Annotated in this window: 22 protein-coding genes; 9 read left to right on the forward strand and 13 right to left on the reverse strand. The window is 64.8% G+C overall.

All coding sequences use genetic code 11. The features are described 5' to 3' along the window. Window positions 1-257: 257 nt before the first annotated feature. Window positions 258-944: an orotate phosphoribosyltransferase gene (locus U5A65_RS32845; protein WP_254318767.1), complete on the forward strand. Its 687-nt coding sequence runs from the start codon at window positions 258-260 to the stop codon at window positions 942-944. A gap of 95 nt (window positions 945-1,039) precedes the next feature. Here the strand turns inward: U5A65_RS32845 and U5A65_RS32850 are convergent, their stop codons facing one another. Then, window positions 1,040-1,747, reverse strand: coding sequence for a response regulator transcription factor (locus U5A65_RS32850; RefSeq protein WP_321915275.1), 708 nt, complete (start codon window positions 1,745-1,747; stop codon window positions 1,040-1,042). A gap of 336 nt (window positions 1,748-2,083) precedes the next feature. On the opposite strand from U5A65_RS32850, the gene U5A65_RS32855 reads away from it, so the two are divergent. The 3 genes from U5A65_RS32855 (at window position 2,084) to argC (ending at window position 4,442) form a co-directional block, all read left to right on the forward strand. Beyond that, window positions 2,084-2,608 (forward strand): YbhB/YbcL family Raf kinase inhibitor-like protein, encoded by a 525-nt coding sequence (locus U5A65_RS32855; RefSeq protein WP_321915378.1) that lies wholly within the window; start codon window positions 2,084-2,086, stop codon window positions 2,606-2,608. A 146-nt stretch (window positions 2,609-2,754) separates the two neighbouring features. Further along, window positions 2,755-3,336: a flavodoxin family protein gene (locus U5A65_RS32860; protein ID WP_321915276.1), complete on the forward strand. Its 582-nt coding sequence runs from the start codon at window positions 2,755-2,757 to the stop codon at window positions 3,334-3,336. 158 nt (window positions 3,337-3,494) lie between these two features. Then, on the forward strand, window positions 3,495-4,442 hold the full coding sequence (gene argC, locus U5A65_RS32865; RefSeq protein ID WP_321948948.1) for an N-acetyl-gamma-glutamyl-phosphate reductase: 948 nt from the start codon (window positions 3,495-3,497) through the stop codon (window positions 4,440-4,442). A gap of 238 nt (window positions 4,443-4,680) precedes the next feature. Here argC and U5A65_RS32870 read toward each other — a convergent pair whose 3' ends face one another. Then, entirely contained in the window at window positions 4,681-5,046 is a 366-nt protein-coding gene (locus tag U5A65_RS32870) for a response regulator (RefSeq protein WP_321915278.1), read from the reverse strand. A 264-nt stretch (window positions 5,047-5,310) separates the two neighbouring features. Next, on the reverse strand, window positions 5,311-6,183 hold the full coding sequence (locus U5A65_RS32875) for an NAD(P)-dependent oxidoreductase (RefSeq protein ID WP_321948949.1): 873 nt from the start codon (window positions 6,181-6,183) through the stop codon (window positions 5,311-5,313). Window positions 6,184-6,322: 139 nt separating this feature from the next. On the opposite strand from U5A65_RS32875, the gene U5A65_RS32880 reads away from it, so the two are divergent. Both U5A65_RS32880 and U5A65_RS32885 read left to right on the forward strand, forming a co-directional pair. Next, entirely contained in the window at window positions 6,323-7,150 is an 828-nt protein-coding gene (locus U5A65_RS32880; RefSeq protein ID WP_321915280.1) for a Mut7-C RNAse domain-containing protein, read from the forward strand. 117 nt (window positions 7,151-7,267) lie between these two features. Next, window positions 7,268-7,552, forward strand: coding sequence for a hypothetical protein (locus U5A65_RS32885; protein ID WP_321915281.1), 285 nt, complete (start codon window positions 7,268-7,270; stop codon window positions 7,550-7,552). A gap of 74 nt (window positions 7,553-7,626) precedes the next feature. On the opposite strand, the gene U5A65_RS32890 is transcribed toward U5A65_RS32885, so the two are convergent. Next, on the reverse strand, window positions 7,627-7,848 hold the full coding sequence (locus U5A65_RS32890; protein WP_321915282.1) for a hypothetical protein: 222 nt from the start codon (window positions 7,846-7,848) through the stop codon (window positions 7,627-7,629). Between the two features lie 455 nt (window positions 7,849-8,303). Between U5A65_RS32890 and U5A65_RS32895 the strand changes: the two genes are divergently transcribed. After that, window positions 8,304-9,227 carry a DMT family transporter gene (locus U5A65_RS32895; RefSeq protein WP_415766070.1) on the forward strand — a complete coding sequence of 308 codons (924 nt, stop codon included), beginning with the start codon at window positions 8,304-8,306 and terminating at the stop codon, window positions 9,225-9,227. A 444-nt stretch (window positions 9,228-9,671) separates the two neighbouring features. Here the strand turns inward: U5A65_RS32895 and U5A65_RS32900 are convergent, their stop codons facing one another. The 7 genes from U5A65_RS32900 to U5A65_RS32930 all read right to left on the reverse strand — a co-directional run bounded on the left by U5A65_RS32900 (window position 9,672) and on the right by U5A65_RS32930 (window position 17,217). Next, on the reverse strand, window positions 9,672-10,172 hold the full coding sequence (locus U5A65_RS32900; RefSeq protein ID WP_321915284.1) for a CinA family protein: 501 nt from the start codon (window positions 10,170-10,172) through the stop codon (window positions 9,672-9,674). Window positions 10,173-10,290: 118 nt separating this feature from the next. Next, entirely contained in the window at window positions 10,291-11,058 is a 768-nt protein-coding gene (locus U5A65_RS32905) for an SIR2 family NAD-dependent protein deacylase (protein WP_321915285.1), read from the reverse strand. A gap of 278 nt (window positions 11,059-11,336) precedes the next feature. Next, window positions 11,337-13,163 (reverse strand): glutamine--fructose-6-phosphate transaminase (isomerizing), encoded by a 1,827-nt coding sequence (glmS, locus tag U5A65_RS32910; protein ID WP_321948950.1) that lies wholly within the window; start codon window positions 13,161-13,163, stop codon window positions 11,337-11,339. Window positions 13,164-13,235: 72 nt separating this feature from the next. Next, entirely contained in the window at window positions 13,236-14,597 is a 1,362-nt protein-coding gene (glmU, locus tag U5A65_RS32915; protein ID WP_321948951.1) for a bifunctional UDP-N-acetylglucosamine diphosphorylase/glucosamine-1-phosphate N-acetyltransferase GlmU, read from the reverse strand. 188 nt (window positions 14,598-14,785) lie between these two features. Next, window positions 14,786-15,757 carry a tRNA 2-thiocytidine(32) synthetase TtcA gene (gene ttcA, locus U5A65_RS32920; RefSeq protein WP_321915288.1) on the reverse strand — a complete coding sequence of 324 codons (972 nt, stop codon included), beginning with the start codon at window positions 15,755-15,757 and terminating at the stop codon, window positions 14,786-14,788. 3 nt (window positions 15,758-15,760) lie between these two features. Next, window positions 15,761-16,156 carry a dihydroneopterin aldolase gene (locus tag U5A65_RS32925; protein ID WP_321915289.1) on the reverse strand — a complete coding sequence of 132 codons (396 nt, stop codon included), beginning with the start codon at window positions 16,154-16,156 and terminating at the stop codon, window positions 15,761-15,763. Window positions 16,157-16,359: 203 nt separating this feature from the next. After that, window positions 16,360-17,217 (reverse strand): SDR family oxidoreductase, encoded by an 858-nt coding sequence (locus U5A65_RS32930; protein ID WP_321915290.1) that lies wholly within the window; start codon window positions 17,215-17,217, stop codon window positions 16,360-16,362. A gap of 13 nt (window positions 17,218-17,230) precedes the next feature. Between U5A65_RS32930 and U5A65_RS32935 the strand changes: the two genes are divergently transcribed. Further along, window positions 17,231-18,433 (forward strand): class I SAM-dependent methyltransferase, encoded by a 1,203-nt coding sequence (locus tag U5A65_RS32935; protein WP_321915291.1) that lies wholly within the window; start codon window positions 17,231-17,233, stop codon window positions 18,431-18,433. 18 nt (window positions 18,434-18,451) lie between these two features. Next, complete coding sequence (locus tag U5A65_RS32940; RefSeq protein ID WP_321915292.1) at window positions 18,452-18,646, forward strand: DUF2905 domain-containing protein; 195 nt, start codon at window positions 18,452-18,454, stop codon at window positions 18,644-18,646. Window positions 18,647-18,665: 19 nt separating this feature from the next. Here the strand turns inward: U5A65_RS32940 and U5A65_RS32945 are convergent, their stop codons facing one another. Next, on the reverse strand, window positions 18,666-19,907 hold the full coding sequence (locus U5A65_RS32945; RefSeq protein ID WP_321948952.1) for a multifunctional CCA addition/repair protein: 1,242 nt from the start codon (window positions 19,905-19,907) through the stop codon (window positions 18,666-18,668). Then, window positions 19,904-20,554 carry a glutathione S-transferase family protein gene (locus tag U5A65_RS32950; protein WP_321937101.1) on the reverse strand — a complete coding sequence of 217 codons (651 nt, stop codon included), beginning with the start codon at window positions 20,552-20,554 and terminating at the stop codon, window positions 19,904-19,906. The genes U5A65_RS32945 and U5A65_RS32950 overlap by 4 nt, the downstream gene beginning before the upstream one ends. Between the last annotated feature and the right edge of the window lie 46 nt (window positions 20,555-20,600).

Raw genomic sequence — 20,600 nt, forward strand, 5'->3', positions numbered from 1 at the left:
TGGTGTTCGCGCCCCACATCACTGTCGGCAGTTGCCATCGCAACTCGTCGGCGATCGTCAAGTCGGGTAAAATACCGGCCTACGCGCGCAAGAGAAGCCGTCCGGACCGGGCGAGTCGTCCTGACCGATGTTGTCAGACGATCCACGCCTCCGGGCCGCGCACCGCAGGCGCCGAAGCCACGCTTCGAGCCTGCCGTGCCAGCGCCACCGGGCCACGCGCCCACCCTCCTCCCGCACTCATATCCAAGGATTCGCCCATGACAGGCTACGATCGCCAGACGATCTCGGACGCAACCGCGAAAATGCTGCTCGAAGTGAAGGCCGTGCACTTCAACGCCGAAAAGCCCTTCATCTTCACCTCCGGCTGGGCGAGCCCGGTCTATATCGACTGCCGCAAGCTGATCTCGTACCCGCGCGTGCGCCGCGGCCTGATGGAAATGGCCGAAGCCACGATCCTGCGCGACGTCGGCTACGAGCAGATCGACGCCGTGGCCGGCGGCGAAACCGCGGGCATCCCGTTCGCGGCATGGCTCTCCGACCGCCTGATGGTGCCCATGCAGTACGTGCGCAAGAAGCCGAAGGGTTTCGGCCGCAATGCGCAGATCGAAGGTCTGCTCACCGAAGGCCAGCGCGTGCTGCTCGTCGAAGACCTGACCACCGACAGCCGCAGCAAGATCAACTTCATCAACGCGCTGCGCACGGCCGGCGCGCAGGTGAACCACTGCTTCGTGCTGTTTCACTACAACATCTTCAAGGAAAGCGTCTCGGTCCTGAAGGACATCGACGTCGACCTGCACGCACTCGCTACGTGGTGGGACGTGCTGCGCGTCGCCAAGCAATCGGGCTACTTCGAAACGAAGACGCTCGACGAAGTCGAGAAATTCCTGCACGCACCGGCTGAGTGGTCGGCGGCGCACGGCGGCGCAACGTCGGCACCGCAGTAAGCGCACTCGCCGCGCAAGTTCGAGCGCATAGCAAAAAGGCCATCTGCCTCATGGGGCAGATGGCCTTTTTTTCTGGCCGGGGCCGCGCTGCGGGTTCAATGCGCCGCGTGTGCCTCACCGCCCTCGTCAGGCACATCGGGCGCGTGCGATGAGAGATTCAGCAAACCATTGCTCTGCGCGTACTGGAAAAGTTCGGAATCTCGATCGAGTCCGAGCTTGCGCATCGCCGTATTTTTTTGAGTACTGATGGTCTTAATGCTTCGGCTCAGTTTCTCGGATATTTCCTTAATCGTCATACCCGAAACAAAGAGTCGTACGACTTCGAGTTCTCGCTTTGAGAGAATCACTTCATCGGTTTTCCCGCCGCTATTGATGCGCAATTGATCGAGCGCAACCTTTACCTGCGGGCTCATATATTCGAGATTGCGACTCACATGCTGGACCGCGAGGCCAATGTGGCTTAGGTCGTCGGACTTGTGCACCACCGCGATCACGCCTAGCTCGCCCAGGCGTTTGAGCAGCGCGGCATTTTCGAGCATCGTCAGGACAACGATGGGAACATTCGGGAAGTTGCGCCGCAGGTAGCCGATGAGCGGCAAGCCGTCGCCGTACTGACCGCCCGGCATGGCAAGGTCGGTGACCAGCACGTCGCAGGGAACCGTTTGTAGCGCCTTGACGAGTTCCGTGGACTGGCGAGCGCGGCCAACGACCTGGATCCCTGGAAAATTGAGCAGTGCATGTTCCGCACCAAACAAGATCACCGGATGATCGTCGGCGACTACGACCCTGATTGGTTGCTGCATTACCCCTCCCTGTAGGCAAACCTGCTTCTCTCTCCGGCGCGAGGCCATCCCATAGTTCGCTTCTTGTTGCTGGCGCCCGACGGCTTCACGTGCCCAAGCAGGAGAATATATGACTATAGCGGAATCCTCCCGCTCATTCTGTACGCGCGCAGGCGAAAGCTCGCTCGTTTATACCGCTATATTGAATCAAATTCGGACTAGGGAACAAATCAAACCTTTCCTTCAGGACTACGTGGCCCGAATTTCACAAACATACAGGAGAACTCGCTGATGCGTACTCCCTATGACTTTGAGCCAGGTTGCGCGCGCCGCTCAGGCGTATTCAAGTGGCTCGCCATGGCGAGCGCCGTTACGATCGCCAACCTAGCCTACGCAGGCGAAAGTTTCATCATATCGAGCGCCGACTTCAGTGACGGCGGAAAAATCGGACCACGCCAGATTTTCAACGATGCAGGCTGCAAGGGGCCGAACCAATCGCCAAGCTTGACCTGGCGCAATGCTCCTGCAACTACGCGCAGTTTCGCCATTACGATCTTCGATCGCGACGCACCAGGGCGCGGCTGGTGGCACTGGGCCGTCGCGAATATCCCCTCAAACGTGACGAGCCTGCCGGAGAACGCCAGTGCTTCGGGCGCGCTGCACAAGCTCGGCGCGATCGAAGCCCGCAACGACTTCAACGTCGACGGCTATGGGGGACCGTGCCCGCCGCCGGGCAACCCCCATCGCTATGTCGTCACCGTCTACGCACTGAACATCGATACGCTCCCGCTCGCGCAAGGCCGCCCCGCGGCGCTATTCGATCGCGAGATTCGCGGCTCGACGCTCGCAAGCGCGCAAATCACGGTGACGTACGGCCGCTGACCGGGAGCGGCTGTGTGCGGCTCGCAGCCGATGCGCCATGCGACGGATGCTGCAGCACGGAACTGTTTAAGATGATGCGTTCCGTTTCAGCGACGCGCGGGTTGGAGCGCTGCGCATCGTCCCCCCCCCCTTGAATGGAGTTGCCCATGTCCCGGATCGTCATTGCGTATCACAGCGGCTACGGCCACACGAAGAAACTCGCGGAAAACGTACTGGTGGGGCTGCAAGGCGCAGGTGCCGACGCAACGATGATCGCCGTGAACGAGATCGACGATGCGGGCTGGGCGGCGCTCGACGCCGCCGACGCTATCGTGTTCGGCGCGCCCACCTACATGGGCGGACCGTCCGCCGACTTCAAGAAGTTTGCAGACGCGAGTTCGAAGGCGTGGTTCACGCAAAAGTGGAAGGACAAGATCGCTGCGGGCTTCACCAATTCGGCGACCATGAATGGCGACAAGTTTTCGACCATCCAGTATTTCGTCACGCTGGCGATGCAGCATGGCATGGTCTGGACCGGTACCGGCATGATGCCCGCCAACACGAAGGCCGCCACGCGCAACGACGTGAACTTCGTGGGCGGCTTCACCGGGCTGCTCGCGCAGTCGCCGGCCGACGCCTCGCCGGACGAAGCGCCGCCCGCAGGCGACCTCGAAACGGCGCGCGCCTTCGGCGTGCGTGTTGCCGCTGTGACCGGGCGCTGGCTGGCCGGCCGCGCGGCGAACGCCTGAACCTCTGCCTTATGGGCCCACGCCGGGTGAGCCCCGGGTAAGCCCCGATTTTTTTCCAGGCGCCGTCACACGTGTGGCGGCATGACGTCTTAAAATACCGTTCCAGCGCCGCCCTGGGTGATGGCGCCCCGCAATTCCCCGCGTTCAGAGAGACTGAGATGAGCACGAAAGTTTTTGTCGACGGACAGGAAGGCACGACCGGCCTGAAGATTTTTGAATACCTGTCGCCGCGCACCGACGTCGAGATCCTGCGTATCGACGACGCGAAGCGTAAGGACGTCGAGGAACGCCGCCGTCTCATCAACGCTTCGGACGTGACGTTCCTGTGCCTGCCCGACGTCGCCTCGCGCGAGTCGGCCTCGCTCGTCGAAAACGACCGCACCGTCCTCATCGACGCGAGCACGGCGTTTCGCACCCAGGCCGACTGGGCGTACGGCCTGCCCGAGCTGACGAAAGCCCAGCGCGACAAGGTGCGCCAATCGAAGCGCATCGCGGTGCCGGGCTGCCACGCTTCGGCGTTCATCCTGGCCATGCGCCCGCTCGTCGAAGCCGGCCTCGTCGCGCCGGAATTCGCCGCGCACAGCTACTCGCTCACCGGCTACAGCGGCGGCGGCAAGAAAATGATTGCGGAGTACGAAGCGGGCGGCAACGCAAAGCTCGCGAGCCCGCGCCCCTACGCGCTCGGCCTCACGCACAAGCATCTGCCGGAAATGTCGGTGCACGGCGGCCTGAAGTCGGCGCCGGTGTTCACGCCGATCGTGGGGCCGTTCTACAAGGGCCTTGCGGTCACGACCTATTTTTCGCCGAAGCAGCTCACGCGCGGCGCAAAGCCCCAGGACGTGCAGGCGCTCTTCGCCGAGTACTATGCGGGTGAGCCATTCGTGCGCGTGGCGCCCTTCAACGCCGACGAAAACCTCGACGCCGGCATGTTCGACGTTCAGGCGAACAACGACACGAACCGCGTGGACCTGTTCGTATTCGGCAACGACGAGCAGTTCGTGACCGTTGCGCGCCTCGACAACCTCGGCAAGGGCGCATCGGGCGCGGCGATCCAGTGCATGAATCTCGCGGTTGGCGCGGCCGAGAATACCGGCCTGCATGCCTGAAGCACGCGCGGTTTCCAGCGCAAACAAAAAACCGGCTCAGTGAGCCGGTTTTTTTACGTCCCATGTTTTGCGTCGATGCAAAACCTGCAGACGAAAAAAAGCCCGCCAATGTTTGGCGGGCTGAATCCATATCAGAGGAGACATGGAGGAGACAAGAAGCAGTATATCGACTAGCGTGATGCAATGCAACATGTAAAGTAGTGCGCACCCTGAATGTTGCGTCACAACAACATATTCGTCATTGTCCTGTCATGGACAGGATGAACATCAACTGATCGAGCCCCACAGGCCGCACGAGGTGCACATCGAAGCCTGCTGCGAGCGCCTCGTCGCGGTGGCGCGACTCGCCCCAGCCCGCGAGCGCGATCAGCAGCGGCGCGCGCTCGCCGCTAACCGCGCGCAATTGCCGCACGATCGTTCCGGGCTCGTCCTGCACGAGCGAAAGCGCCACGATCGCCACATTGGGCGCACCGCGCGCCGCAAGATCGAACGCTTCGTCGAGCGTGCGAGCCGCAGATACGTCGTAGCCAAGATCGGTCAGCAAGGTGCTGAGCCCGTCCAGCGACTTCTCGTCGTTGTCGGCGATCAGGATGCGCGTCTCCATCCGCCGTTCTCCTACCCTGAAATTGGCCTCGCAGCCGGATCTCCCGTTCGATCCGGTGCGCGCCCTGTCGTCGTCATCGGTTCCCCGCCCCACTTCGCGGGCGGCGCCGCAAACCCGGCCGCCGTCCGTCAAGATGCGCCACATTGTGCTCAGCCGGCCGACAGGACTTTGTGCGTCACCGCGCGGTCGTCTGAAGATTTTGATCGTAAAACGCCCGCGAACGTTCGCCGGACCTCATTGCACCCCGATATTCACGCAGTCTCGTCAACCACGGCCCGCGCGCCGCGCAGCCACCTTGCCGAGCACGGCGAAATCGCGCTCGCCGTCGCCGTGCGCCACGGCTTCGAGCAGGCTGTCGCGCAGCACGCTCGCGAGCGGCATCGGCGTCGCGGCGGCGTCCGCGGCGGCCAGTGCGAGCCGCACGTCCTTCAGGCCAAGGCGCGCCTTGAAGAGCGCGGGCTCGTAGCGCCGCTGCGCGATCATGCCGCCGTAGCCCGCATACACCGGGCCCGGAAACGGGCCGCCTGTCACGACGTCGAGGAAGTCGCGCATCGCGACGCCGTAGCCGTCGAGCAGCGCCGCCGCCTCGCCGAGCGACTCGACCGCCGCAGCGAGCATGAAGTTCGCGGCGAGCTTCATCACGTTCGCCTGCTGAGGGACGGCGCCCACGCGCCATGTTTTCTGACCGATCACGTCGAACAGCGGCTGTACGCGGTCGATCGCCTCGGGCGCCCCAGCCGCCATGATCGTGAGTTTCGCCGCCTGCGCGGCGTCCGGGCGCCCGAGCACCGGCGCCGCCACGTAGTGCAAACCGCGCCCGGCATGGGCATGCGCCAGCGTTTCGGCCAGTTCGACGGAAATGGTCGCCATGTTCACGTGCACGAGGCCGGGCTGTGCGTGATCGAGCAGCGCCGAGTCGATGACCTCGCGCAGCGCGGCGTCGTCGGCGAGCATCGAGAGCACGGCGTCACCCGCGAAGGCCTCGCCCGGCGTGGCGACGATGCGCGCGCCCGCGTCGGCAAGCGCCTGCGCCTTCGCAGCCGTGCGATTCCACACGCGCACCGTGTGGCCCGCCTTCAGCAGATTGCCGACTATCGCGCCGCCCATTTCGCCAAGACCGATAAAACCGATGTCCATCGCCTGCTCCTTCCATGAAAAACAAGGGGAAACCCGCGCAAAGGTGCAGTACAGCACAACACGGGCCGCGCTGCAGGCGGCTACTCACGCCGCGCGAACGCACGCACGCGCTCCGGCAGGCGGTGCGATACTGCTTTGCATGGTCACCGCCACCTTTCGCTTTTATGAGGAGCTGAACGACTTTCTTGCGCGGCCGCTGCGCCGGCGTGCGTTTAGTTGCGCCTGCGCGCGCAATGCCACGGCGAAACACATGATCGAAGCGCTCGGCGTGCCGCATACCGAAGTCGAATTGATTCTCGTGAATGGCGAATCGGTGGGATTCGATCATCCGCTCGCAGATGGCGACCGCGTGGCCGTCTACCCGAAGTTCGAAGCGCTCGACATCCGCCCGCTGCTGCGCGTGCGCGACGCGCCGCTGCGCGAGCTGCGCTTTGTCGCCGACGCCCATCTTGGCGGCCTCGCGCAACTCCTGCGGCTAGCGGGTTTCGATACGCTCTACGACAACCACTTCCCCGACGACGAGATCGAGGCGCTCGCCGCCGCCGAGCATCGCATCGTGCTCACGCGCGACCGCGAACTGCTCAAGCGGCGCAGCATCACGCACGGCTGCTACGTGCGTGCGCTCAAGCCGCGCGCCCAGGTCCACGAGATTTTCGAGCGGCTCGACCTCGCGGCGAGCGCGCGGCCGTTCCGGCTCTGCCTCCTGTGCAACGCGCCGCTGCGGCCCATCGAGCGCGCCGCGGTGCGCGAGCGCGTGCCCGCGGGCGTCTACGACCGGCAAACGCGCTTTGTGACCTGCGACGTATGCCAGCGGGTGTTCTGGGAAGGCTCGCACTGGCAGCGCATGCGCACGCTGATCGACGGCCTCACGCGCCCCGCGGACGACGCGCACGCGGCACACGACGGGCACGACGGGCACAATCGGCACAACGGCCATGAAGGGCCGGATCGCGGCGGCAGCGCGTAGTGGTATTCACGGGTACTCGATGCGGCCCAAAGGCGCTCAAGAGGCACGTAACCGCAATGGACTCACGCAGGCGTTTGCGTACAATGCGCGCCACCGCCCAACACCGGAGCACGACATATGGCCATGAAGAAAACCGACCTTGAGAAGAACAAGGCGCTGAAACTGATGCAAGCAACGCACAAGAACGGACCCGACCGCTTTGGCAAGGGTTCGGCGCAGCCGGCGCTGGACCGCCGCGAACAGCGCAAGCTGGACCAGGCGCAGGGGCTCGTGCCGTTTGCGTGTAAGCTCAACGCCGATCTCGTCGAGAAGCTGAAGGCTCGCGCCGAGGGCCACCCCGGCGGCGTGAACGGCCTGCTCACCGAATTGCTGGAAGCCGGGCTCGCAAGCGAAGCGTCCTGAACGCCCCCCTGCGGCGAGCGCGCAAAAAAAAAGCCAGAGCAAATGCTCTGGCTTTTTTATGGCTGAAAGGCGCTTTAGTTAGCTTGGCCCTTGTCTGCCGTACCCGCAGCCGATGCGCCTTCCGACACAGCGGCGCGCTTGCCGTGGTGCTTCAGTTGCTTGTGCTGCTTCTTGGCCTTGGCCGGTGCGCTAGCTGCCGGTGCGGTTGCAGCCGGAGCCGAAGCGTCTTGTGCGAATGCGTGAGCCGTAACCAGTGCGAACGATGCTGCGATGAGCGAGGCGAGAATCTTTTTCATCTGTTGTTCCCCAAACCTGACAAATAATGACCGGCACGTTGTGAATTAGAACAGCTGGAAAACGCGAAACGATCCGCTTGCCGATCTGGGCGGGCGTTTCGCGCGAAGCAGTATTACGCAGCGTAGGGCGTTTGTCATCCGCTAATGCCCGGGTGTATTTTCCGGGAGACAATTCCCTTTCAATTCGGATACGATCGCCATTTACGCGTTCGTTTTCCGGAAGTTCGTTGTCTTTTCACGTAATACGCTGAATCGGCCTGCCCCGCACGAATTCGGGCCAGATTACCGCCCGACTCAGATGCAATCGCGAAAAAATGGGCAATCCGCCCCTTGCGCAACAGGACACCGCGCGCCATTGGCGCCAACCGTCGAAAACGCTGTCGCGCCCGTTCCCCGCGAAAAGAGATCTCCGCTTGCAATCCGCTACCCGCCGCCACCTGCGCGCCAATCTGCTCATGCTGATCGCCGCCCTCATCTGGGGCTCGGCCTTCGTCGCCCAGCGACTGAGCCTCGACGCCATCGGCCCGTTCCTGTTTACCGGCCTGCGCTTCCTGCTTGGCGCCGGCGTCGTCTCCTGCTTCTTGCTGGCACGCGGCCGCGCCGGTGGCCGCCAGGCTGCTGGCCGCGGCAACGCGCCGGCCCCGGCGCTCTTCAACGGTGCGCTGGTGCGCTCGGGCACCGTGCTCGGCCTCGTGCTGGCCGTCGCTATTTCGCTTCAGCAGATCGGGCTCGGCTACACGAAAATCGCCAACGCCGGCTTCATCAGTTCGCTCTATGTCGTGATCGTGCCGATACTTGGCGTGCTGCTGCGTCATCGCACGGGCATCGGCACATGGGTCGGCGCTGCGCTCGCTGCGGTTGGGCTCTACTTCCTCAGCATCAACGAGCATTTTTCGGTGATGTATGGCGACTGGTTCCAGCTCGGCTGCGCACTCGTGATCTCGATCCAGGTCATGCTCGTGGGCCACTACGCGCCGCGGCACGACCCGCTCGCGCTCTCGATCGTTCAGTTCGTCGCCTGCGGCGTGGTGTGTCTCGCGATCGGACTCGTGTGCGAACCGCTGCGCGCGGCCGACATCGTGCGCGCCGCGCCCACTATCCTCTATGGCGGCGCGCTTTCGGTGGGCATCGGTTATACGCTGCAGGTCGTCGCGCAGCGTGACGCCGCGCCCGCGCACGCCGCCGTGATCTTCAGCATGGAAGGCGTATTCGCCGCGCTCGCGGGCTGGGCCGCACTCGGCGAAACGCTCACGCCGCGCGCACTCGCCGGCTGCGCGCTCATGCTCGCCGGCTTGCTCGCCTGCCAGCTGCTGCCAGCCTGGCAAGCGCGCCAGCGCGCCCGGCAGCGCACAACAGTGAAGCCTGTCGAAACAGCGTAAAACGCGCCATAGTTTTGCGGCGTTGATATCGCGCTCTACAGTTCTTTTTGACGAATGGCGTCGCTAACAGGCGGCGCCATTTTTTTTTCGTGTGGATAACGCGTGATTGCGCCGCGCCGGGCCAGGTTATCCACGTCCACCTCTGGACAACCTGGGGACGACCTGGCGAACGACCTGTGGACCACTTCTTGATAACTACGCACCTGGCGTTGCGGCCTGAAAAGTTATCCCAGGAGCTCGCAACGCGTACATGTTTTGTCCGCATGGCTATCCGTTTCGCATCGGTATGAGCCAACAGGTAATTTCCCGGTTGTCCACAGTTAATGCCAGGACTTGTTAACTGCTACTACTTATAAATATAAATACTGAAAAGACTATGGGGAAAGCCGCGACGCTCGCTGCGCTCGCGTGCTGCGCATTCGCGCAGGTCATTGCGCTTCGCGTTTATTCGCGCGCGAAAACACCATCGACGAATCGCGGCAAGCCGAGCAAGGCGATCCGCGCGATCGATCTGCGGATCTCGCTGCGTCTACCGGAAAGACGCACTGTCTCGCCCGCGCTATGCACGCGGCCGCCTTCGCTGCACGCCCATGCGAGGCAATGCGTCACGGCCACACCTGGCTCGTGGTCTTCATTGGCAAGCCAGCCGACGCTCGCCAACGCAACGCTCGCGCGTCCTGCGCTGCGCGCAAGCGCGCCCTCGGCCGTTTCGCGCGCGACCGCCTCGCTAACGAGTCCGTGACGCGCGATCGTCTGCGTATTCACGCCGGGCAGCGCCGCAAGCGCCGCTGCTGAATGCGCCACGTAACCGAGATCGAGACAACCTGAAGTCCCGCGCTGGTCGGCCATCATCGAGCCGATCGCACCCGCCGTGCAGGTCTCGACGCTCACGAGCACGAGCGAGCGCGACATCAGATAGCCGGCGATCTGCTTCGTAATGTTCATGGCACCAGGAGATGAAAAGGGAACAAGCGAGTGTCGCACGCATGCGCACATGAAAAAGGGCGTGCCTCCCGAGGAGGCACGCCCTTGCTGAATGCATCGCGTGAGTACAACGTGGGCGTTAGCCGCACGCCATCATTTGCTCGATTGTCGGCTCGAGATGGACCAAACCGATGGTCGCGGGCTTGGCTTCGACAACGCCGAAGCATTCCGTGCGGCGCGGCGCAGGATCGACGAGGAAGTTGCGCGCGTAATGCCCGCAACGCTCCGGCGGCAGAAGCCGCTCGGGCGGGATCACCTCGAACGCCGTCCCTACGGCGATGAAAAGATCGTCAGGTGTCATGTCGCGCTGAATGCGCCAGAGCGTCTCGTACTCGGGCGCGGCCTCGTTGAAGAACACCACGCCCGGCTTCACGCCCTCCACCTGCCCGCACGACGGACAGGCGGCCTGGGGATCGAGCGCCCGGCCGGAGGTCGGGAAGCGATAGTCGCAGTCGGTGCACAGAAGCGAAATCATGTCGCCGTGCAGATGCGTGACCTGACGCGCGCCGGCCTGCTCGAGCATGTCGTCGATGTTCTGCGTGACGAGATGCACGCGCTCCGTGCCCCAGCTGTCCTGCCACTTCGCGAGCAACTCGTGGGCGGCGTTCGGACGCGCGTCGCTGCATTCGGCAATGCGTTGGTTGTAGAAACGGAAAACCGCGGGTCGGTTGCGGCGCCACGTGAGGTAGTTGCAAACCTCGTCGATGCTCGCGTGGGACCAGATGCCGTCGCCGGTGCGGAACGTCGAAATGCCGCTCTCCGCCGAGAGCCCTGCGCCGGAAAACACGAACAGGCGGGGGAGTCTGCCGGACTGCCCGGGTTGCCGGGGTTGCGCCACGTTTGCCACTTTCGCCTCCTTGATCGAACGGCGACATTATGACCTTACAGCAGCGTTTCGGCTGAGGGACGCAATGGCGATTGCACTCACGGTCTCAACGAGCGCACTACGCTGCCGCTGAGGCGTCCCAGGGCGTCAGAGCATCCTGGCGGGCGCGGCGAACCACGGCAGCCGCCTGTGCGGCCTCTCAACGGCTCCTGCTGCGATCGACGAAACAAAAAAGGGATGCCGTTGTGGCATCCCTTTTTCAACAAGCACAAACAAGCACAATCAGCGCGCGATAAACCTCACTCCACCGTCACCGACTTCGCGAGGTTACGCGGCTTGTCCACATCGGTGCCGCGCACGCACGCCGTGTGATACGCGAGCAGTTGCAGCGGCACGACGTGCAGGATCGGCGAAAGCAGCCCGTAGTGCTCCGGCATGCGAATCACGTGAATGCCGTCTTCGCTCGTGATGTGCGTGTCGGCATCGGCGAACACATAAAGCTGGCCGCCGCGCGCGCGCACTTCCTGCATGTTCGACTTGAGCTTTTCGAGCAGCGCGTCGTTGGGCGCCACCGTCACCACGGGCATCGCCTCGGTCACGAGCGCCAGCGGTCCGTGCTTGAGCTCGCCTGCCGGATACGCCTCGGCGTGGATGTACGAGATTTCCTTGAGCTTGAGCGCGCCTTCGAGCGCGATCGGGTAGTGCAGCCCGCGCCCGAGAAACAGCGCGTTTTCCTTGCGCGCGAACTCTTCCGACCACGCGATGATCTGCGGCTCCAGCGCGAGCACGCCGTTGAGCGCGGCCGGCAGGTGGCGCAGCAGTTTCAGATGCGCGGCTTCCTGCTCGGCATTCACGTGACCGCGCAACTTGCCGAGCGTGACCGCGAGAATAAAGAGGCCAACGAGCTGCGTGGTGAAGGCCTTCGTCGACGCCACGCCAATCTCGCGCCCCGCGTGCGTGAGGAACTTGAGTTCAGTGAGGCGCACCATCGCGCTCGTCGCCACGTTGCACACCGCGAGCGTGTGCTCCATGCCGAGCGACTGCGCGTGCTTGAGCGCGGCGAGCGTGTCGGCGGTTTCGCCCGACTGCGAGATCGTCACGACGAGCGCGCGCGGATTCGGCACCGACTCGCGATAGCGGTATTCGCTCGCGATCTCGACATCGGTGCGGATCTTCGCCACCGACTCGAGCCAGTACTTCGCCGTGAGGCCCGCGTAATAGCTCGTGCCGCACGCGAGAATCAGGATGCTGTCGATGCCCTTGAACACTTCGAGCGCGTTGTCGCCGAACAGATCGGGCGTGAACGCGTCGGTGGCGGGAATCGTGTCCGAGATCGCGCGCGGCTGCTCGAAGATTTCCTTCTGCATGTAGTGGCGATACGGGCCGAGATCGACCGCGCCGCCGTATGCGCCGTAGGCCTGCACGTCGCGCACTTCGCGCGTCACGATGTTGCCCGCGCGATCGGCAATGCGTACGCCTTCCAGCGTGATCTCGCACACATCGCCTTCTTCCAGATAACTGATGTGCTCGGCGCTGCCCGCAATGGCGAGGCCGTCCGACGCGATGAAGTTCTCACCCTTGCCATAGCCCACCACGAGCGGCGAACCGGCGCGCGCGCCAACCACCGTATGCGGCTGGCTCTTGTGCACCACGCCGATCGCATACGCGCCCGCGAGCTGCTGCACGGCCGCGCGCACGGCGGCGAACAGGTCGCCTTGATACAGGCTGTGGATCAGATGGGCGATGACTTCGGTGTCGGTTTGCGAAACGAATTCGTAGCCCTTCGCGCGCAGCATGTCGCGCAGCGACTCGTAGTTCTCGATGATGCCGTTGTGCACGATCGCGAGCGTGTCGCGCGAGAAGATCGGGTGCGCGTTGTTCACCGTGGGCGCGCCGTGCGTCGCCCAGCGCGTATGCGCGATGCCGGTCACGCCTTCGAAGTGAGCCTCGCTAACCTGCTCGTCGAGTTCGGCCACGCGGGCGACGCTGCGCACGCGCTGCGGGCCGTCGGCCGTCACGACGGCCACGCCGCACGAGTCGTAGCCGCGATATTCGAGGCGCCGCAGTCCTTCGATCAGGACGGGAACGATATTACGTTGCGCAACCGCGCCGACGATGCCGCACATGGATTCGATCCTTTGCAATGAGAGGCGTGGGCGCCGCGCGTTTTCACGCGAGCGGCGCCGGGTTTCAACCGTTCAGTTCTTTTTCTTGACCGGCCGAACGTAGCCGGTTTTCGCGATCTGCGTTTTCTCGTTGAGCACGAGCGTGGCTTCAGGCACGTCCTTCCACACCGTCGTGCCCGCTGCGATGGTCACGCCGCGGCCCACGCGCACGGGCGCGACGAGCTGCGTATCCGAACCCACGAACACGTTGTCCTCGATGATCGTGCGGTGCTTGTTCGCGCCGTCGTAGTTGCAGGTGATGGTGCCCGCGCCGATGTTCACGCCCGCGCCCACGTCGGCGTCGCCGACGTAGCTCAGGTGATTCGCCTTCGAGCCCACGCCGATGTTCGCGTTCTTCACTTCGACGAAGTTGCCCACGTGCACGTCGTCGGCGAGCTTCGCACCGGGGCGCAGCCGCGCATAGGGACCTAGCACCGCGTTCGCGCCAACCGCTGCGTTTTCGATGTGCGTGTAGGCGTCCACGCGCGTGCCCGCGCCGATCGACGCGCTGCGAATCACGCAGTTCGGGCCCACGCTCACGTTGTCCGCCAGCGTCACCTCGCCTTCGAACACGCAGTTCACGTCGATGAACACGTCGCGCCCGCATTTAAGCGAGCCGCGCACGTCGATGCGCGCAGGGTCCGCGAGCGTGACACCCGCCACGAGCAGCGCCTCGGCCACCGTGCGCTGATGCACGCGCTCGAGTTCGGCAAGCTGCTGCTTGCTGTTCACGCCGAGCGTTTCCCATTCGTCGTCGGGCTGTGCGGTCACGGCCGGATGACCGGCGGCGATCGCGGCTTCCACGACATCGGTGAGGTAATACTCGCCCTGCGCGTTGTCGTTCCTGAGCGCCGCAAGCCAGCCCGCGAGGGGCGCAGTAGGCGTCACGACGATGCCGGTGTTGATCTCGGCGATCTTGCGCTGGGCTTCGTTCGCGTCTTTCTGCTCGACGATGCGCTCGACCTGGCCCGCCGCGTCGCGCACGATGCGGCCGTAGCCGGTCGGGTCGTCGAGCGTGACGGTCAAGATGCCGTAGCCGTTCTCACCCGCGGTATCGACCAGACGCTCGAGCGTGGAAGCGCGCGTGAGCGGCACGTCGCCGTAGAGCACAAGCGTGGGCACGTTCGCGTCGAGCAGCGGCAGCGCCTGCGCGAGCGCGTGGCCCGTGCCGAGCTGCTGCGCCTGCAGCGCGAACTGGACGTCGGGCGCGCCAACGGCTTCGCGCACGGCTTCGCCGCCATGGCCGACCACGACGACGAGTCGGGTGGGCGACAGCGTGCGGGCAGTATCGATAACGTGCGAGAGGAGCGGCTTGCCGGCGAGCGGATGGAGCACTTTCGGCAGCGCGGAGTGCATGCGTTTGCCCATGCCTGCCGCGAGGATCACGATGTTCATTGCATCAGTGACTGAATAAGGAATGAAGCGGCTGATTTTAGCATGCGGGATATCCCCGACACGCCGGCCAGGCGGGCTCTCGTGCCCCGATAAACACTGTTTTACAACTGCTTTTCAGGACATCGGCCCGAAATGAAAAACGCCCCGACTTGGGGTCGGAGCGTTTAAGGCAAAACCACAGGGAAGGCTCAAAGATCGTCGAACGGCGTGAACTTGATGGCCGTGCCTTCGGCAGGCGCCGCGTCGGTCGAGCACGGCTCCTCGTCGAACGCGATATCGCCGGCCGGATCGGCCACGCCCGTTGCGCGCAGGTCCGCGAAGTTGAACAGGTTCGCGTCCATGAGGTGCGAGGGCACGACGTTGCCGAGCGCGTTGAACATGTTTTCCACGCGGCCCGGGAAACGCTTGTCCCACTCGCGGATCAACGCCTTCATCTCCGCGCGCTTCAGGTTCGGCTGGCTGCCGCACAGGTTGCACGGAATGATCGGGAATTCGCGCAGCACTGCGTACTTCTCGAGATCGGTTTCCTTCACGTACGCGAGCGGGCGGATCACGACGTTCTTGCCGTCGTCCGACTGCAGCTTGGGCGGCATGCCCTTGAGCTTGCCGCCGTAGAACAGGTTCAGCAGCAGCGTTTGAAGGATGTCGTCGCGATGATGGCCGAGCGCGATCTTGGTCGCGCCCAGTTCGCCCGCCACGCGGTACAGAATGCCGCGGCGCAGGCGCGAGCACAGCGAGCACGTGGTCTTGCCCTCGGGCACGAGACGCTTGACGATGCTGTACGTGTCCTGGTTCTCGATGTGGTACGGCACGCCCACCTTGTCGAGGTACTCGGGGAGCACGTGCTCCGGAAAGCCCGGCTGTTTCTGGTCGAGGTTCACCGCGACGATGTCGAAGTCGATCGGCGCGCGCTCGCGCAGGCGCAGCAGCACGTCGAGCATCGCGTAGCTGTCCTTGCCGCCCGAGAGGCAGACCATGACCTTGTCGCCGTTCTCGATCATGTTGTAGTCGCCAATCGCCTGGCCGACCTGACGCACGATGCGCTTGAACAGCTTGTTGTTCTCGTAGGCTTCCTTCTGCTCGCGGCGCGTGAGCGCCTGGCGGCCGGTGCCTTCGGTCGCGGCTTCCTCGCCAACGGGGAGCGTTTCGGGGGCGTTCATGAATCAGTCCTCTTTGATGCGAAAGACCTCGACGCCCACCGCGTCGCAGTCCGGATAAACGTCGGGCTTCTCGGTCGAGACGCGCACCGCGCGCACGCGTTCGTGCGAGAGCAGCGCTGCGGCGAGATCGTCGCAAAGCGTCTCCTGCAGATGGATATGGCCCTTGCCCACGCGTTCGGCAACGGTCGAGCGCATGAAGTCGTAGTCGACGACTTCGCGCAGCTTGTCCTCGTGCGGCGTGCTCGTAGCGAGCGGCACGAACAGATCGACATTGATGACGACGCGCTGTTCGCCGCGTTTTTCGAAGTCATGCACGCCGATGTTGATGTGCACTTCGTAGTCGCGCAGGAAAAGCCGGCGGCAATCGGCCAGCCGGGGGTGAAGCAAAACGGTGGACATACAGGTTCCAGTCGATAAAAGCGTGCGTTCGTTCGCACGTATGCCGGCGCGGCGCGCCCGGCGGGTCGTTCAGCCGGTCTGCAAAGCCGCTCGTGCGCGGCGGCTTGCGTTCCTTTGTCTTCGTTAGCACCGCGGGCTCGCAGTCGTGCGCGCAGCGGGCTATGCATTTAGTTGCAAATCTTGATGCAACCCACGTTTGGGCTTTAGTTGCCCGTCAAAAACATTACGTCGCGCGGCAGCGGCACGAGGTGCTGGCCGCCGTCCACGACGAGCGTCGTGCCCGTCACGCCCGAAGCCCGTGCGAGATACAGCGCGGCTTCCACGAGATCCGCTGGCCGCGACGCGCGCTTGAGCGGCGTGACCTGGTGCGCGGCCGCGAAGCTCTCCGGCGTCTGGTCGCCCGACTGCAGCGTGAGGCCGGGCGCGAGCCCCACTACGCGCACCTTCGGCGCGAGCGCCTGAGCGAGCGCGACGGTGGCATTCTGCAACGCGGCCTTCGTCAGCGTGTACGACAGATAGTCGGGATTCATGTTGTACAGCTTCTGGTCGAGCACGTTGATCACACACGTGCGCAGCGTCTCGTCGTCCACCGCTGCCTCGGGCGTTGCCTCGTACAGCATGCGCGCCAGCACGAGCGGCGCCCCCACGTTGATCGCCATGAGCTGCAGCAGCTTCGTGTAGCCCACATCCCGCGCGGTGTCTTCGTCGAAGCGCGACGCATTGTTAAGCACGCACGCAGGACGGCCGAGCGCCGCGGCGCAGTCCGGGACGAGCCGCGCCACCTGCGCTTCGTTGCCGAGGTCGGCGTGCAGCGCCACGGCCCTGCGGCCCAGCGCAGCGATTTGCGCGACGACTTCGTCGGCGGCCTCGCGCGACTCGCCGTAGTGCACCGCGACGTCCCAGCCGCGCGCCGCAAAGCCGAGCGACAGCTCGCGGCCAATGCGGCGTGCGCCGCCCGTCACCAGCACAACGGGCGCCTGGGCATTGGAATCGGGGCGCGATCCTTCGCCGGATGTGCTCAGGTCGGCGTCAGCCGGGCGGATGCCGGGAGTTGCGCTCATTTACAATGCGGGGATGAATCCGAAAGCTCACGAACCCGATAGTTTACCTGTTCCCGAGCCGATCGCGCTCGCGCAGTCCGAGGCGCTCGCGGCCACGCTGCGCGCCGAGATCGCGGCGGCGGGCGGGTGGCTCCCGTTCGACCGCTACATGGAGCGCGTGCTCTATACGCCGGGGCTCGGCTACTACAGCGGCGGAGCACGCAAGTTTGGCCTCTTCGCCGACGACGGCAGCGACTTCGTGACCGCCCCTGAACTTTCGCCGCTTTTTGCCGCGACGCTCGCGCGCGCCGTGGGCGAAGCGCTCGCCGCCAGCGGCACGCATCGCCTGATGGAATTCGGTGCGGGCACGGGCCGCCTCGCCGCGGGTGTGATGCTCGCACTCGACGCCGCAGGCGTGCCGTTCGACGCCTACGCCATCGTCGATCTGTCGGGCGAGCTGCGTGAGCGCCAGCGCGAGACCATTGCGCAGCTCGCGCCGGCGCTCCTCGATCGCGTGACGTGGCTCGACGCGCTGCCTGCGCAGTTCGAAGGCGTCGTGATCGGCAACGAGGTGCTCGACGCCATGCCGGTGCGCCTGTTCGCGCGCAAGGACGCCGTGTGGCATGAGCGCGGCGTGAGCGTGAACGCGCAAGGCGCCCTCGCCTTCGCCGATCAGCCTGCGAATTCGGGACGCGACGCGGGCTGGGCACACAGCGCGCTCGCCGGTGTGGACGGCAGCGAAGACTACGTGAGCGAAACGCACGAAGCCGCGCTCGCGTTCACGCGCACGGTTTGCACGATGCTCAAGCGTGGCGCGGCGTTCTTCATCGACTATGGATTTCCGCGCCACGAGTACTACCATGCGCAGCGCGCGCAAGGCACGTTGATGTGCCACTACCGGCACCGGGCGCACGGCGACCCGTTCCTCTATCCGGGCTTGCAGGACATCACCGCGCACGTGGAATTCTCGGGCATTGCCGAAGCCGGTGTCGAAGCGGGCGCGGACCTGCTTGGCTACACCACGCAGGCGCGCTTTCTGATGAACGCGGGCATAACCGAAGTGCTCGGCGAAATCGATCCGCGCGACCCGCAGCGCTTCCTGCCTGCCGCGAACGCGGTGCAGAAACTCGTTTCCGAAGCGGAGATGGGTGAGCTATTCAAGGTGATCGCGTTTTCGCGCGGCATCGACGAGACCATCGCGGCGTTCGCGCGCGGCGACCGCAGCCACACACTCTGACGCTCACGTCACGCGACCATGATCCGCTGGTTCCTCACCACCTTCATCGCTGTCGCGATTCTCTCCAGCGCGCAGCCGTGGCTCAAAAAGCTCGGCATCGGGCGGCTGCCCGGCGACATCACGCTGCGCATTTTCGGCCGCGAGTATCCGCTGCCGTTCATGTCGACGCTCGTGCTTTCGATGGCGCTCTCGTTTCTCGTGCGCGTGCTCTGAGCGAGCGCGCGCAACGCGCTCAAGCCGAAGCGAGCGCGCCTTCCACTGCCGCCACGCGCGCTTCGTGCACCGCTTCTTTTATTCTCTCGGCGCCGCCACGCTCGATCGAGCGCGCAATTGCCCCCGCATCCACGCCGCGCGCGGCCACGAGTGCCACGCGCAAGCGTTCGGCCTGCGGATAAGGCGCGTTCTCCCAGTTCAGCCGCCCGCGCAAATCCGACTCGCAGGACTGCAGCGCCTCGGCAAACCGCGCCGGTTTGCGCAGCGCGTCGCATCGCTCGAGCATGCGCACGAGCGCCGCCGCCCCCATGTCCATCACGCGATGCACGTTGCCATGCTCACGCGCGACCAGCACGGCGAGGTCGCGGCAATCGTTCGGCACGCGCAGACGGTCGCAAAGCGGCTTGAGCAGATCGACGCTGCGCCCTTCATGGCCAATGTGACGCGGCAGCACGTCCTCGGGCGTCGTGCCTTTGCCGAGATCGTGCGTGAGCGCCGCGAAGCGCACCGGCAGCGTGTAGCCCTGCGCGGCCGCATGGTCGATCACCATCATCACGTGCACGCCCGTATCGATTTCGGGGTGATAGTCGGCGCGCTGCGGCACGCCCCATAGCGCGTCGAGTTCGGGCAGCACGCGCGCAAGCGCGCCGCAATCGCGCAGCACTTCGAACATCCGCGAAGGCTTCGCCTCCATGAGACCGCGGGCAATTTCCTGCCATACGCGCTCGGGTACGAGCGCGTCGACTTCGCCCGAAGCGACCATCTCGCGCATGAGTTCGAGCGTTTCGGGCGCGACGGTGAAATCGGCGAAACGCGCGGCAAAACGCGCGATACGAAGTATGCGCACGGGGTCTTCGAGAAACGCGTCGCTCACGTGGCGAAACACGCGCGCTTCGAGATCGCGCGCGCCGCCGAACGGATCGACCACCTCTCCCGTGAGCATGCCGCCCGGCTGCACTTCCTGCGCCATGGCGTTGATCGTGAGGTCGCGCCGCGCGAGGTCTTCCTCGAGCGTCACGTCGGGCGCGTAGAAGAACTGGAAGCCGTGATAGCCCGCCGCCGTCTTGCGCTCGGTGCGCGCAAGCGCGTACTCCTCGTGCGTGTCGGGATGCAGAAAGACCGGAAAGTCCTTGCCCACCGGGCGATAACCCTGCGCGGCCATCTGCTCGGGCGTCGCGCCCACCACGACATAGTCGCGGTCGCGCACGGGCAGCCCGAGCCTCTCGTCGCGAATCGCTCCGCCTACGACATAGATCTTCATTCGTCGTCGCGTTCGTCGTCGGCGACGATGTGTGTTTCGCGGCGCGCGGCTTCCACCCATTCGGCCACCGCAGGCAGTGCGCTCACGCGCTGGGCGTAAGCGGCTGCTTCGGGCGAGAGCTTCGGCTGGTAGCTGTTGAAGCGCATGACGACCGGCGCGTACATCGCGTCGGCAATGGTGAAATCGCCGAACAGGAACGGCCCGCCGCTCGCGGCCAGACACTCGCGCCAGAGCGCGTCGATACGCGCGACATCGGCGAGCGCGCCCGGCGTGGCACCGGCGCCGGGCTTGATCTTGCGGATGTTCATCGGCATGTGGTTGCGCACTTCGCCGAAGCCCGAATGCATCTCCGCACTCACGCTGCGCGCGCGGGCCCGCGCGTTCGCGTCGCGCGGCCACAGCGCGAGCTGCGGGAAGCGCTCGGCGAGCGTCTCGGCAATCGCGAGGGAATCCCACACGGAAAAGCCGTCGTCGGAGACGAGGCAGGGCACCTTGCCCGAGGCCGAAAACGCGAGGATCGAGGACTTGGTGCCCGGCTCGTCGAGCTCGATCAGCACTTCCTCGAACGCAATGCCGAAGTGCTTGAGCAGCACCCACGGGCGCATCGACCACGACGAATAGTTCTTGTCTCCGATTACGAGCTTCATTGTTCACATGACCGTAGTGAGTTGAAAGAGCGCGGGCTGGCAGCCC

Origin of the sequence: Paraburkholderia sp. J10-1, from assembly GCF_905220165.1 — a bacterium.
In the GTDB taxonomy this organism is placed as follows: domain Bacteria; phylum Pseudomonadota; class Gammaproteobacteria; order Burkholderiales; family Burkholderiaceae; genus Paraburkholderia.